This window comes from Kitasatospora sp. NRRL B-11411, assembly GCF_000721345.1.
Classification (GTDB): domain Bacteria; phylum Actinomycetota; class Actinomycetes; order Streptomycetales; family Streptomycetaceae; genus Kitasatospora; species Kitasatospora cineracea.
On record NZ_JOGH01000049.1, the window covers coordinates 1 to 14,017 of the forward strand.

General features: G+C 75.0%; 8 protein-coding genes. 6 read left to right on the plus strand and 2 right to left on the minus strand.

From position 1 onward, the window contains the following. Nucleotides 1-84 precede the first annotated feature (84 nt). Together IH44_RS0121820 and IH44_RS42965 are read right to left on the minus strand one after the other, a co-directional pair. Nucleotides 85-867, minus strand: coding sequence for a VOC family protein (locus IH44_RS0121820; RefSeq protein WP_030461357.1), 783 nt, complete (start codon nt 865-867; stop codon nt 85-87). Between the two features lie 162 nt (nt 868-1,029). Beyond that, a complete protein-coding gene (locus tag IH44_RS42965) occupies nt 1,030-3,279 on the minus strand; it encodes a PP2C family protein-serine/threonine phosphatase (RefSeq protein ID WP_051817166.1) in 2,250 nt (749 codons plus the stop codon). Nucleotides 3,280-3,548: 269 nt separating this feature from the next. Between IH44_RS42965 and IH44_RS0121830 the strand changes: the two genes are divergently transcribed. The 6 genes from IH44_RS0121830 to lpdA all read left to right on the plus strand — a co-directional run bounded on the left by IH44_RS0121830 (nt 3,549) and on the right by lpdA (nt 13,918). Then, nucleotides 3,549-4,127 carry an O-methyltransferase gene (locus IH44_RS0121830; protein WP_030461359.1) on the plus strand — a complete coding sequence of 193 codons (579 nt, stop codon included), beginning with the start codon at nt 3,549-3,551 and terminating at the stop codon, nt 4,125-4,127. A gap of 96 nt (nt 4,128-4,223) precedes the next feature. Next, nucleotides 4,224-4,793: a DUF421 domain-containing protein gene (locus tag IH44_RS0121835; protein WP_030461360.1), complete on the plus strand. Its 570-nt coding sequence runs from the start codon at nt 4,224-4,226 to the stop codon at nt 4,791-4,793. Nucleotides 4,794-4,983: 190 nt separating this feature from the next. Next, entirely contained in the window at nt 4,984-6,942 is a 1,959-nt protein-coding gene (locus IH44_RS0121840) for an APC family permease (protein ID WP_107066591.1), read from the plus strand. Between the two features lie 310 nt (nt 6,943-7,252). Continuing rightward, nucleotides 7,253-11,071, plus strand: coding sequence for a Pls/PosA family non-ribosomal peptide synthetase (locus tag IH44_RS0121845; protein WP_030461362.1), 3,819 nt, complete (start codon nt 7,253-7,255; stop codon nt 11,069-11,071). A 34-nt stretch (nt 11,072-11,105) separates the two neighbouring features. Then, a complete protein-coding gene (locus IH44_RS0121850) occupies nt 11,106-12,515 on the plus strand; it encodes a M1 family metallopeptidase (RefSeq protein WP_035955942.1) in 1,410 nt (469 codons plus the stop codon). Beyond that, nucleotides 12,512-13,918, plus strand: a complete 1,407-nt coding sequence (gene lpdA / locus IH44_RS0121855; protein WP_030461364.1) for a dihydrolipoyl dehydrogenase — start codon at nt 12,512-12,514, stop codon at nt 13,916-13,918. Before IH44_RS0121850 ends, lpdA begins: the two co-directional genes overlap by 4 nt. Nucleotides 13,919-14,017 lie beyond the last annotated feature (99 nt).

Consider the following 14,017-nt stretch of genomic DNA (forward strand, 5'->3'; position numbering starts at 1 on the left):
CCCGCACCCCTCCCTCCCCCCGACGGCACCGCACCGCCCGCCCCGGACCGAACCGGGACGGGCGGTGCGCGGGCACCCGTGGCGTTACGCCATCGGCTGCGGCCTGATCATGGCGAACGGCGCGCCCTGCGGGTCGGCGACCACCGTCATCCGGCCCGCCATCATGTCGAACGGCGGCGCGAGCACCGTGCCGCCCCGCTTGACCAGCGCGTCCACGGTGGAGTCCACGTCGTCCACGGAGAAGTACGTCAGCCAGTGCGCCGGGGTGCCGGGCGGGTCGTTGGCCAGCAGGGTGACCCCGCCGACGGCCCGGCCGCCGACCCGCAGCTCCCAGTACGAGTCCGCGCCGTCCAGCGGCTCGATCTCGATGCCGAACGCCTCGCCGTAGAACGCGGTGGCGGCCGGCACGTCACTGGTGTGCAGCTCGTTCCAGGTCAGCGCGCCGGGCTCGTTGACGACCTTCGCGCCGAAGAACTCGCCGGGCTGCCACACGCCGAACACCGCGCCCTGCGGGTCCGCCGCGACCAGCATCCGGCCCAGGTCGCCGACGTCCATGGTCGGGACGAGCAGCGTGCCGCCCGCCTGGACGATCGCGTCCTGGGTGGCCTGGGCGTCGGTGCTGGCCAGGTAGCTGGTCCAGACGGTCGGCGGCTCCGGCATCCCCTCGGGCGCCATCGCCGGGCCGATCCCGGCGACGGCCTTGCCGTCCAGCTCGCAGACCGCGTACCCGCCGAACTCGGCCGGGCCGACCTTGCCCTGCCAGCCGAGCAGGTCGCGGTAGAAGTCCAGCGCCGCCTGCTGGTCCTTCGCCATCAGATCGACCCAGCACGGGGTGCCGGTCGCGTACGGGGTGGTGACTTCGGGCATCTCTCGCTCTTTCCGGTTCAGGAAATCCGCTGCGCCCCCCGCCAGCCACCCTCCCGGCGCCACCCCGAATCCGCCACCGGACACGCCGCCGGACACGCCGCCCCGAATCCGCCACCGAATCCGCCACCGGACACGCCGCCCCGTCCGGACCGGCCCCGTCGGCTAGGCCCGGGTCAGGGCGATCAGGGCGATGTCGTCCGAGAGCTGGTGCGTCCAGTCGCGGACGTCGGAGGCGAGGCCGGTGATCAGGCGGCCGGGGTCGGCGGCGCGCAGGACGGAGAGGCGTTCGCCCAGGGGGTAGAACTCGCCGGAGGAGTTGCGGGCCTCGCTGAGCCCGTCCGTGTGCAGCAGGAGGGCCGAGCCGCCGGGCAGGGCCAGCGGGGTGGGGGCGGGGGCGGGGCCGAGGCCGAGCGCGCCGAGGCCGAGCGGCAGCAGGGCGGGGACGGGGGTGGCGCGGACGCCGTCCGGGTCGACCCGGAGCGGGGCGAGGTGCCCGCAGTTGACCACCTCGACCTGGTCGATGCCGTCCCGGTGCTGGAGCAGCAGCGCGGTGGCGAACAGTTCCTCGTCGCCGCGGGCCGCCGCGAGCCGGGCCAGCTGGCGGTCCAGCCGGGCCGCGAGTTCGCCGAGGTCGGCGGTCTCGTGCGCCTGGGAGCGGAAGCAGCCGAGCAGGTCGGTGACGGTCTGGACGGCCTGCAGGCCCTTGCCGCGGACGTCGCCGATCAGCAGCCGGGTGCCGTGTGGGGTGCGCACCGCCTCGAAGAAGTCGCCGCCGACGCCGGTGCCGGCCGTCGCGGGCTGGTAGTGGCCGGTCAGCCGCAGGTCGCCGAGCCGGGCCGGGATCGGGTGCAGCACGGCCTGTTGCAGGGCGATCTCGTTGGCCCGGACGCGGGCCAGCCGCTCCGACTGCTGGCGGCGGCTCCAGGCGACCAGCCCCATCGCGGCGCCGACCGCGAGCGCGGCGGTGGCGGCGCCGGGGCGGTCGGCGACGCTCCCGCCGGCCAGCGCGACCAGCAGCAGGTGCTGGAGCCCGGCGGCCGCGGCGACGGTCAGCGACACCACGGGGCGGCCCAGCACCGTCGCCACCAGGGCGACCGCCCCGCAGGCCACCCAGAGCACGGTGCTCAGCGCGCGGGCGTCGCCCTCGCCGGTCAGCAGCGCGGTGCTGCCCGGCACGGTCTGCGCCAGCACCCCGCCGAACAGGACCGCCACCGGGTAGAGCGCGGAGGCGGCCGCCCGCCGCTGCCGGGGGAGCGCGGCCAGGAAACCGGCCAGGTAGGGGATCTGCGCGACCACCAGGCCGAAGCCGACCAGTACCGCGACCGCGCCCGCGACCAGGGCGGCCCGCCCGGCCTCGGCGGGCAGGAAGTGCAGCGAGGCCAGGCCGACGGCGGCCAGCGGCAGGCCGAGCGAGGAACTGGTCAGCGGGGTGAGCCGCCAGCGCCGGGCGGTCAGCCCGGCCGCCAGCATGCCCAGCCCGTAGCCGGACATCGACAGCGTCACGTGGGCCACCGTCACGCCGCGCTGGAGCAGCAGCACGGGGACGGCGGCGGTCAGCGCGAGCTGGGTGAAGCCGAGCGTCGCGCCCGCGGTGATCGCCCCGGCCGCGGCCCGGGCCGGCACCCCGGGCGGGGCGGGGCCGGGCCGGCGGCGGGCCAGCAGCGCGGTCCGGGCCCGGCAGGCCGCGAACAGCACCGCGGCGGCGCCCAGCAGTCCGCCGACCAGCGGGTCCGACCAGTCGCGCAGCGGGCCCAGCTCCAGGCCCGCGACGGCCAGCAGGGCGGCCGCCGCGACGCCGGGGCCGCAGACGGGGGCCTGCCGGGGGCCGGGGCGGAGGCCGGAGCGGGGCAGCCGGTCGCGTGGCAGCAGGCGCAGCGCGGCGAGCAGCAGCAGCGCGGCGGCGGCCGGGACCACCGACTCGCCGAGCCGCCAGCCGGCCGCCGTGTCGATCCGCACGGCGACGTTCGCGCCGAGCACGAAGACCCCGGCGACCCCGGCGACCGCCCCGCCGATGACCCGGGTGATCCGGCCGGGCAGGTTCAGCACGGGGACGGAGGCCAGCGCGGCGATCAGCACCCCGGCCGAGCCGGCGTCCTCCGCGGCCCGCCCCGCCAGGTACGTCCAGGGGTGCCCGGCGGTGACCGCGACGGCGCCCCCGGCCGCCATCGCCCCCAGCGCCCGGCGCAGCACCCGCGGCCACCCCCAGGCGTCCACCAGCCGGCCGGACACCAGCAGCGCCGTCAGCATCGCCAGCGCCGACCCCAGCTGGGCGGCCACCGCGGCGTCCCGCCCGACCCCGAACTCGGTGATCGCCCCGACCGTGGTGGCGCCGCGCAGCAGCGGCAGCAGCACGCACAGCGAGGCGGCAGCCATGAGCAGCAGACGGACGGCGCGCCGGGGGGTGCCGGTCACGGGGGTCTCCTTCGGCAGGTCAGATGAGAGCAAGGCTTTCAAACACCCACATCCACCCAGAAGGGAAAAAGGTCACTTAAGTCATATTTATCGCTCACGCCTCACCTGCCAAGCACCCATCCCGCCTGCCAAGCGCCCATCCCGCCCGCCAAGCACCCGCCCCGCCCGCGCCGCCCGTCCGCGGAGCGGAATTCCCGGTGCGCTGCCCGGCCCCGCCGCTAGCGTGTCGCGTCCACCGACGGACCCCACCCACTCCCGGAGGCCGCGCCATGACGCTCACCACCGATTCCCACCCCGCCGTGCTGGCCGCGATCGAGCGGGGGTGCGCGGCGCTCGGCTTCGCGATGTCCTGCGACGCGACCACGGGGCAGCTGCTGCGGACGCTGGCGGCGGCCCGCCCCGGGGGCCGGGTGCTGGAGCTGGGCACCGGCGCCGGGGCGGGGGCGAGCTGGCTGCTGAGCGGGATGGACGCGGCGGCGACGCTGGTGAGCGTCGAGCAGGACGCGGCGGTCGCGGCCGTCGCCGCCGAGCACCTGGGGGCGGACCCGCGGCTGCGGCTGGTGGTGGGGGACGGGGCGGAGCTGATCGACGCGCTGGCGCCCGGCAGCTTCGACCTGGTCTTCGCGGACACCTGGCCCGGCAAGTTCCACCACCTCGACCAGGCGCTGGAGCTGCTCGCCCCGGGCGGCCTGTACCTGGTCGACGACCTGCTGCCGCAGCCGACCTGGCCGGACGGCCACGCCCCGGCGGTCGCCGCCCTGGTCGAGCGGCTGACCACCGACCCCCGGCTGCACGCCACCCGCCTGGACTGCTCCTCCGGTCTGCTGCTGGCCACCCGCCGCCCGTAGCCGCCCCCGGGCGGGCCCGGGGCCCGGTGGGCCGCCCGGGTGACCGCTGGCGTGGGTGCCGGTGCGGTGGTCGCACCGGCGCCTACGGTGGCCGCCATGTGGCAGGACATGTTCGACGCGGGCATCTCGTACGGCGAGAAGACCCTCCGCACGGTGCTGGTCTACCTGGCGCTGCTGGTGCTGCTGCGGGTGATCGGCAAGCGCGGGCTGGCCCAGCTGAACACCTTCGACCTGGTGGTCATGCTGCTGCTGTCCAACGTGGTGCAGAACGCGGTGATCGGGAACGACGACTCGGTGACCGGCGGCCTGTACGGGGCGCTGGTGCTGCTGGCCACCGACTGGGTGCTGGTGCGGCAGGCGGCGCGCTGGGACTGGTTCAACCGGCTGCTGGACGGGACGCCGACGGTGCTGGCCCGGGACGGGGTGTACGACCGGCGGACGATCGCCCGGCAGGGCATCCGGGTGGCCGACCTGGACGTGGCGGTCCGGCACCAGGGCGGTGACGCGATCGGGGAGACCTCGCTGATCGTGCTGGAGCCCGGCGGGACGCTGCTGGTGAAGCTCAAGGACGGCGACCAGGTCGCGGACAAGGCCGACGTGGCGGCGCTCCGGGCCGCGCTGGCGGCGATCGAGGCCCGGCTGCCCGCCGGGCCGCGCGGATATTGACGAATCCTTAACGGCAGGCCCGTTCCGGGCCCGAGCCTTCGATTCGATCACCAAAACCACCTTTGACCTGCGGGAACGCAAGAAATCCGACAGTCTGACAGGCTGATTGGCCGATCGGCGGCGGCGCATACGCTGCCGTGCTGTGTTCAACCTCCCCCAGGCGCTCAAGCGCCTCGTGATCGGCCGCGCCATGCGCAGCGAGGAACTCGGCGAGACGCTGCTGCCCAAGCGGCTGGCGCTGCCGATCTTCGCCTCCGACCCGCTCTCCTCGGTGGCGTACGCGACCGGCGAGATCCTGCTGGTGCTCACCGTCGGCGGCACCGCGTTCCTGTACCTGACGCCGTGGATCGCCCTCGGCGTGGTCGCCCTGATGGCCGTGGTGGTGCTGTCCTACCGGCAGGTGGTGCACGCCTACCCGAGCGGCGGCGGCTCGTACGAGGTGGTCTCGCGCAACCTCGGGGCCAACCCGGGGCTGGTGGTGGCCGCCTCGCTGCTGGTCGACTACGTGATGACGGTGGCGGTATCGGTGGCCTCCGGGGTGGACAACATCATCTCCGCGTTCGGCTCGCTGGCCGACCACCGGGTGGCGCTGGCGCTCGGCTTCGTGGCGCTGCTGACCGCGGTCAACCTGCGCGGCGTGCGCGAGTCGGGGCGGGCGTTCGCCGCGCCGACGTACCTGTTCATCGGCGGCATCCTGCTGATGGTGGTCACCGGCCTGGTCCGGCTCGCGTTCGGCGACGGCCCGCAGGCGCCGACCGCGCACCTGGGCGTCGCCGCCGAGCACGGCAAGGACGCCCTGCAGGGCCTGGGCCTGCTGATGCTGGGCCTGCGCGCCTTCGCCTCCGGCTGCACCGCGCTGACCGGCGTCGAGGCGATCTCCAACGGGGTGCCCGCGTTCCGGGCCCCGAAGTCCCGCAACGCGGCCGCCACCATGGCGGTGATGGGCGTCGTCGCGGTGGTGATGTTCGCCGGCGTCACGCTGCTCGCGCTCACCTCGCACGTCCACTACGTCGAGGACGCCTGCCAGTTGACCGGCCTGGCCGGGGACTGCCACTCCTACACCCAGCAGACCGTGATCGCCCAGCTCGCCGCGAGCGTCTTCGGCGGCTCCGACAGCGTGCTGTTCTACTTCGTCCAGGCGGTCACCGCGCTGGTGCTGATCCTGGCCGCGAACACCGCCTTCAACGGCTTCCCGCTGCTCTCCTCGATCCTCGCCCAGCACCGCTACCTGCCCCGGCAGCTGCACACCCGCGGCGACCGGCTGGCGTTCTCCAACGGCATCGTCGCGCTCGCCGTGGTGGCCGGGGCGCTGCTGTGGTTCTACGAGGCGGACGTCACCAGCCTGATCCACCTGTACATCCTGGGCGTGTTCACCTCCTTCACGCTCTCCCAGATCGGCATGGTCCGGCACTGGAACCGCGCCCTGGCCGCCGAGAGCGACCCGGCCGCCCGCTCCGCCGCCCGGCGCTCCCGGATCATCAACGGGCTCGGCGCCGTCACCACCGCGCTGGTCCTGGTCATCGTGCTGATCACCAAGTTCACCCAAGGAGCGTGGCTGGCCGTGGTCGCCGCCCTGCTGCTCTGGCTGACCATGCGCGGCATCCGCCGCCACTACGACGCCGTCGCCGCCGAACTGGCGGCGGAGGACGAGGAGCCGGCGCCCCGCCCCCGGCAGGTGCACGCCGTGGTGCTGGTCTCCAAGCTGCACCGGCCCACCCTGCGGGCGATCGGCTACGCGCAGGCGTTCCGGCCCGACACGCTGGAGGCCGTCACCGCGGACGTCGAGCCCGAGGCCACCGCCGACCTGCGCGCCCAGTGGGACGGCAGCGGCCTGGACGTGCCGCTGCGGGTGCTCGACTCGCCGTTCCGGGAGATCACCAAGCCGGTCGTCGCGCACGTCCGGGAGCTGACGTCCGCTCAGCCCGGCGACGCGGTGGCGGTCTTCATCCCCGAGTACGTGGTCGGCCACTGGTGGGAGAACCTGCTGCACAACCAGTCCGCGCTGTGGCTCAAGAGCCGCCTGCTGTTCACCCCCGGCGTGATGGTCATCTCGGTGCCCTGGCAGCTGACTTCGGCCGGGCGCGCCGACCGCCCGGCCCGCCGGGCCCCCGGCGCCGTCCGCCGCGGCGAACCCACCCGGGGCCGCTGACCGACCGGGCGGCCACGCGAAGAAGGCGGATGCGTGAACAGTGGGTGAACTCCCGGAATACACCGGCGTGTCGGGAACCTGACCCGCCGTCAGTCGGGGTGCCCGGCCGACCCCCGCAACCTGCCCCGCAGCGGCGCGAGCTGATGATCCGTCGGCTCGCGCCGCCCCTCGCGCACCGGCCGCCCGGCGGCCCCGGGCGCCCTCGCCTCCGGCCGTCCACCCGCCCTGACCGGTAAACTTGCCCAGGTTGTCGCGCTTTCGACGCCTTCGGTTGACTGCCGGGGAACCCAGGACGAGGACCGTTGCAGCCATGATCACCGCCCCCGCCACCGCGCTGTTCCGCGCCCAGGCCGCGCCCGGACCGCGCACCCTGGTCGACGTGCTCGCGGCCACCGCAGCCGCCCACCCGCAGGAGCCGGCGCTGGACGACGGGCGCGAGACGCTCGGCTACGCGGAACTGCTCACCGAGGTCGAGAAGGTCCGCCGCCACCTGGCCAGGGCGGGCGTCGGCCTCGGCGACCGGGTCGGCGTCCGGGTTCCCTCCGGCGGCAACCAGCTCTACGTGGCGATCCTGGCGGTGCTCGCCGCGGGCGCCGCCTACGTGCCGGTCGACTTCGAGGACCCGGACGAGCGGGCCGAACTGGTCTTCGGCGAGGCCGACGTCAACGCCGTGATCGGCGCCGACTACGCCCTCGACCGGGTCAAGCCCTCCGGCCACGAGGCGCAGGCGCCCGGCCCGGAGCAGGACGCCTGGATCATCTTCACCTCCGGCTCCACCGGCAAGCCCAAGGGCGTCGCCGTCAGCCACCGCAGCGCCGCCGCGTTCGTCGACGCCGAGGCCGCGATGTTCCTCCAGGACGAGCCGATCGGGCCCGGCGACCGGGTGATGGCCGGGCTGTCGGTGGCCTTCGACGCCTCCTGCGAGGAGATGTGGCTGGCCTGGCGGCACGGCGCCTGCCTGGTGCCCGTCCCGCGCTCCCAGGTCCGCTCCGGCGCCGACCTCGGCCCGTGGCTGGCCGAGCAGGAGATCACCGTGATCTCCACCGTCCCCACGCTGGCCGCGCTCTGGCCCGCCGAGGCGCTCGACGAGGTCCGGCTGCTGATCTTCGGCGGCGAGGCCTGCCCGCCCGAACTCGCCGAGCGCCTGGTCACCGAGGGCCGCGAGGTGTGGAACACCTACGGCCCCACCGAGGCCACCGTGGTCGCCTGCGGCGCCCTGCTGACCGGGCGGGCCCCGATCCGGATCGGCCTGCCGCTGGACGGCTGGGAGCTCGCCGTCGTCGACGAGGCCGGCGAGGTGGTCCCGATGGGCGCCAGCGGCCAGCTGGTGATCGGCGGCGTCGGCCTGGCCCGCTACCTCGACCCCGCCAAGGACGCCGAGAAGTACGCCCCGCTGGAATCCCTCGGCTGGGAGCGCGCCTACCGCTCCGGCGACCTGGTCCGCGCCGAACCCGAGGGCCTGGTCTTCCTCGGCCGCGCCGACGAGCAGATCAAGCTCGGCGGACGGCGGATCGAGCTCGGCGAGGTCGACGCGGCGCTGCAGGCGCTGCCCGCCGTCTCCGGCGCGGCCGCCGCCGTGCGCACCGCCCGCGGCGGAAACCAGCTGCTGGTCGGCTACCTGGTCGCCCAGGACGGCTTCGACCGGGACGCCGCCGTCGCCCGGCTGCGCGCCGAACTGCCCGCCGCCCTCGTCCCGCTGCTCGCCACCGTCGACCACCTGCCCACCCGCACCTCCGGCAAGGTCGACCGGGACGCGCTGCCCTGGCCGCTGCCCGACCTGGAGGCCTCCGGCCCCGCCGAGCAGCTCTACGGCACCGAGGCGTGGCTCGCCGAGCAGTGGGCGCAGATCCTCGGCGCCCCGCCCCGCGGCGCGGGCGACGACTTCTTCGCGATCGGCGGCGGCTCGCTGGCCGCCGCCCGGCTCACCACCCTGCTGCGGACCCGCTACCCGGCCGCCTCCGTCCTCGACATCTACCAGCAGCCCACCCTGCGCAAGCTCGCCCGGCTGCTGGAGAAGTCCGCCCAGGCCGAGGGCCCGGCCCGCACCGTCGCCCCCACCCCCCGCCGCGCCCAGGCCCTGCAACTGCTGCTGATGCTGCCGCTGGCCACCCTCACCGGCCTGCGCTGGAGCCTCGCCCTCGGCGTCCTCGGCACCCTGCTCAACCTGCTCGGCGACTATCCGTGGGCCCCCACCGCCCCCTGGTGGCTGCTGGCCGCCGGCGCCGTCCTGCTGTACTCCGCGCCCGGCCGCCTGGCCGTCGCCGCGGGCGGCGCCCGGCTGCTGCTGCGCGGCACCGGCCCCGGCACCTACCCGCGCGGCGGCTCCGTCCACCTGCGGCTGTGGGCCGCCGAACGGCTCGCCGAAGCCTCCGGCGCCACCGGACTCTCCGGCTCCTGGCTGATCCGCTACGCCCGGGCGCTCGGCTGCCGGGTCGCCCCCGACGTCGACCTGCACGCCCTGCCGCCCGTCACCGGCCTGCTGCGCCTGGGCAAGGGCTGCGCCGTCGAGAACGAGGTCGACCTGTCCGGCTACTGGCTGGACGGCGACCGGCTGGAGATCGGCGCGCTGCGGATCGGCGCCGGCGCCGTGGTCGGCACCCGCTCGACCCTGCTGCCCGGCGCCAAGATCGGCAAGCGCGCCGAGATCGCCCCCGGCTCCGGCGTCACCGGCTCCGTCCCCACCGGCCAGCGCTGGGCCGGCGCCCCCGCCGTCAAGACCGGCAAGGCCGAACGCGGCTGGCCCAAGCAGCGCCCGCCGCGCACCGCCCGCTGGGCCGCCGCCTACGGCGCCACCGGCTTCGCCCTCACCCTGCTGCCGCTGCTCGCCGCCCTGCCCGCGCTGCTGATCGCCGGGCGGTTCGTCCACCCCGGCGACGGCCTCGCCCAGGCCCTGCGCGGCGCCCTGACCGCCCTCCTCCCCGCCACCCTCGCCTACGGGCTGGCCTACGCCGCGCTCGTCCTGGCGGGCGTCCGGCTGCTCTCGCTCGGCCTGCGCACGGGCTACCACCCGCTGCACGGCCGGGTCGGCTGGCAGGCGTGGACGGTCAGCCAGCTGATGGACCTGGCCCGCGAGACGCTGTTCCCGCTGTACGCCGGACTGATCACCCCGGTGTGGCTGCGGCTGCTCGGCATGCGGATCGGCAAGGGCGCCGAGGTCTCCACCGTGCTGGCGCTGCCCAGCCTGACCAAGGTCGGCGACGGCGCGTTCCTCGCTGACGACACCCTGATCGCCCCGTACGAGCTGGGCGGCGGCTGGGTGCGGATCGGGCGGGCCGAGATCGGCGAGCGGGCCTTCCTCGGCAACTCCGGGATGACCGCGCCCGGCCGGGCCGTCCCCGACCGGGGCCTGGTCGGCGTGCTGTCCGCGACGCCGAAGAAGGCCAAGCGCGGCAGCTCCTACCTGGGCATGCCGCCGGTCAAGCTGCCCCGGGCCGCCGACACCGCCGACCTCGCGCTCACCTACGAGCCGCCCGCCCGGCTGCGCTGGGCCCGCGGCCTGACCGAACTGGCCCGGATCGTCCCGGTGTTCGCCTCCGCCGCGCTGGCCGTGCTCACCGCCGCCGCGCTGTGCGCGCTCGGGCAGCCGCTGCTGTCCGGCTTCGTGCTGCTCGGCGCGGGCCTGGCGGCCTGCCTGGTCTCGGCCGCCGCCAAGTGGCTGCTGGTCGGCCGGTTCCGGGCCGTCGAGCACCCGCTGTGGTCCGGCTTCGTGTGGCGCAACGAGCTCGCCGACACCTTCACCGAAGTCCTCGCCGTGCCCTGGCTGGTCGGCCGCACCGCCGGCACCCCGCTGATGAACCTGTGGCTGCGCGCCCTCGGCGCGAAGATCGGCCGCGGCGTGTGGTGCGAGAGCTACTGGCTGCCCGAGGCCGACCTGGTCACCCTCGGCGACGGCGTCAGCGTCAACCGCGGCAGCGTGCTGCAGACCCACCTCTTCCACGACCGGATCATGCGACTGGATACTGTGGAGCTCCGCGCGGGCGCCACCCTCGGCCCGGGCGGGATCGTGCTGCCCGGCAGCACCGTCGGCGAGCGCTCCACCCTCGGCCCGGCCTCCCTGGTGATGCGCGCCGAGACGGTGCCCGCCGACACCCGCTGGCTCGGCAACCCCATCGAAGCCTGGCAGCAATGACGTGTCCGCCCCCGCGCCAGGAGGAACCCCACCGGTGAGCCCCAAGCAGGCCCCCGCCGCCGACCCGTACTTCCCCCGGCACGGGGACCCGCGCTACCGCGCCCACCGCTACGAGATCGCCCTCGACTACCGGCCGGGCCCCAACCGGCTGGCCGCCTCCGCCCGGATCGCCGCCATCGCCGGGCCCGAGCCGCTGCGCGAGTTCACCCTCGACCTCGCCGACTTCCGGATCGGCAAGGTGCTGGTCGACGGCCGGCCCGCGCACTACGCCCACCGGGACGGCAAGCTGCGGATCAAGCCCGCCAAGGCCCCCGCCGCCGGGGCGGTGTTCACCTGCGAGGTGCACTGGTCCGGCAACCCGCGCCCGGTGCGCAGCCCCTGGGGCGGCCTCGGCTTCGAGGAGATCACCGACGGCGCGCTGGTCGCCTCCCAGCCCACCGGCGCCCCGTCCTGGTTCCCCTGCAACGACCGCCCCGCCGACAAGGCCGCCTACCAGCTGACCGTCACCACCGCGACCCCCTACGCCGTGGTCACCGGCGGCCGGCTGCTCAGCCGCACCACCCGCTCCTCCGCCACCACCTGGGTGTACGAGCAGCCCGCGCCCACCGCGCCCTACCTGGTCGGACTGGCGATCGCCCCGCTGCGCCAGGTCCCGCTGACCGAACGGGCCCCCGGCACCGTCCCGCAGAGCGGCTGGGTGCCGCAGCCGCTGACCGCCCGGTTCGAGCACGACTTCGCCCGGCAGCCGCAGATGATGCGCCTGTTCGAGGAGCTGTTCGGCCCGTACCCGTTCGACGGGTACACCGTCGCCGTGGTCGACGAGGACCTGGACGTGCCGGTCGAGGCGCAGGGCATGGCCACCTTCGGCCGCAACCACGTCGACGGGCGGCGCGGCTGGGAGCGCCTGGTCGCGCACGAGCTGGCCCACCAGTGGTTCGGCAACAGCGTCACCGTCGCCGACTGGCGGCACATCTGGCTCAACGAGGGCCTGGCCAAGTACGCCGAGTGGCTGTGGTCCGAGCGCACCGGCGGCCCCACCGCCCAGCGCAAGGCCGCCGACGCCCACCTCCAGCTGCGCGGCCTGCCGCAGGACCTGGCGATCGGCGACCCCGGCAAGCGGCACATGTTCGACGACCGGGTCTACGAGCGCGGCGGCCTGACCGTGCACGCGCTGCGCTGCGCCCTCGGCGACACCGAGTTCTTCCGGCTGCTGCGCGACTGGGCCACCGCCTACCGGCACGCCGTCGTCGCCACCGCCGACTTCGCCGCGCACGCCGCCCGCTACACCGACCGCCCGCTCGGCCCGCTGCTCGACGCCTGGCTGCACCGGGGCGCGCTGCCCGACCTGCCGGTGCCGGAGCCTTCTCCCGCCCCCCGGCCTGGTGTACTGGGAGGCACGGGCCGCGAGGCCGTCCGTCGCTTCCTGAAGGATCGAGGCACATGAGCACGCACTACGACGTGGTCGTCCTGGGCGCCGGCCCCGGCGGCTACACCGCCGCCGTCCGCTCCGCCCAGCTCGGCCTGCGCACCGCCGTGATCGAGGGCAAGTACTGGGGCGGCGTCTGCCTCAACGTCGGCTGCATCCCCTCGAAGGCCCTGCTGCGCAACGCCGAGCTCGCGCACACCGTGCTGAACGAGGCCGGGCTGTACGGCATCGAGGTCGACGGCAAGGTGTCCTTCGACTACGGCAAGGCGTTCAGCCGCTCCCGGCAGGTCGCCGACGGCCGGGTCAAGGGCGTCCACTACCTGATGAAGAAGAACGGCATCACCGAGTACGACGGCTGGGGCACCTTCGTCGACGACCACACGCTGCAGGTCAAGCTCGCCTCGGGCGGCTTCGAGATGGTCACCTTCGACCACTGCGTCGTCGCGGCCGGCGCCACCACCCGGCTGCTGCCCGGCACTTCGCTCAGCGAACGGGTCGTCACCTACGAGGAGCAGATCCTCACCGAGCAGCTGCCGGAGTCGATCGTCATCGCGGGCGCCGGCGCGATCGGCGTCGAGTTCGCGTACGTGCTGCACAACTACGGCGTGAAGGTCACCATCGTCGAGTTCCTGGACCGGATGGTGCCGCTGGAGGACGCCGAGGTGTCCGCCGAACTCGCCAAGCAGTACCGCAAGTTGGGCATCCAGGTGCTCACCTCCACCCGGGTCGACACGATCGACGACTCCGACCCGAACAAGCCGGTGAAGGTCACCGTCACCCGGGACGGCAAGCAGGAGGTGCTGGAGGCCGACAAGGTGCTCCAGGCGATCGGCTTCGTGCCGCGGGTGCAGGGCTACGGCCTGGAGAACACCGGCGTGCAGCTCACCGAGCGCGGCGCGATCGCCGTGGACGGGCGGGGCCGCACCAGCGTCGAGCACATCTTCGCGATCGGCGACGTCACCGCGAAGCTGATGCTCGCGCACGCCGCCGAGGCGATGGCCGTGATCGCCGCCGAGACCATCGCCGGGGCCGAGACCATGGAGATCGACTTCGTGATGGTCCCGCGCGCCACCTACTGCCAGCCGCAGGTCGCCAGCTTCGGGTACACCGAGGCGCAGGCCCGGGAGAAGGGGTACGCGGTCAAGGTCGCCAAGTTCCCGTTCACCGCGAACGGCAAGGCGCACGGCATCGGGCACCCGGTCGGCTTCGTCAAGGTGATCTGCGACGAGACCCACGGCGAGCTGCTCGGCGCCCACCTGATCGGCCCCGAGGTCACCGAGCTGCTGCCGGAACTGACGCTGGCCCAGCAGTGGGACCTCACGGTGCACGAGGTCGGCCGCAACGTGCACGCCCACCCGACGCTGGGCGAGGCCGTCAAGGAGGCCGTCCACGGCCTGGCCGGGCACATGATCAACATGTAGTGCGGCCCTTCGGGTGAGCGACCGCCGCCCCGGTGCCCGCCGCTGGTACGGCGGCGCACCGGGGCGGTACGTCTTCCGGCCCCGACGCCGTGAGGAGCC

Coding starts and splice junctions, on each gene's coding strand:
- IH44_RS0121840 (WP_107066591.1), top strand. CDS start 4,984: ATGCGCAGCGAGGAACTCGGCGAGACGCTGCTGCCCAAGCGGCTGGCG.
- IH44_RS0121845 (WP_030461362.1), top strand. CDS start 7,253: ATGATCACCGCCCCCGCCACCGCGCTGTTCCGCGCCCAGGCCGCGCCC.
- IH44_RS0121830 (WP_030461359.1), top strand. CDS start 3,549: ATGACGCTCACCACCGATTCCCACCCCGCCGTGCTGGCCGCGATCGAG.
- IH44_RS0121820 (WP_030461357.1), bottom strand. CDS start 867: ATGCCCGAAGTCACCACCCCGTACGCGACCGGCACCCCGTGCTGGGTC.
- IH44_RS0121835 (WP_030461360.1), top strand. CDS start 4,224: ATGTGGCAGGACATGTTCGACGCGGGCATCTCGTACGGCGAGAAGACC.
- lpdA (WP_030461364.1), top strand. CDS start 12,512: ATGAGCACGCACTACGACGTGGTCGTCCTGGGCGCCGGCCCCGGCGGC.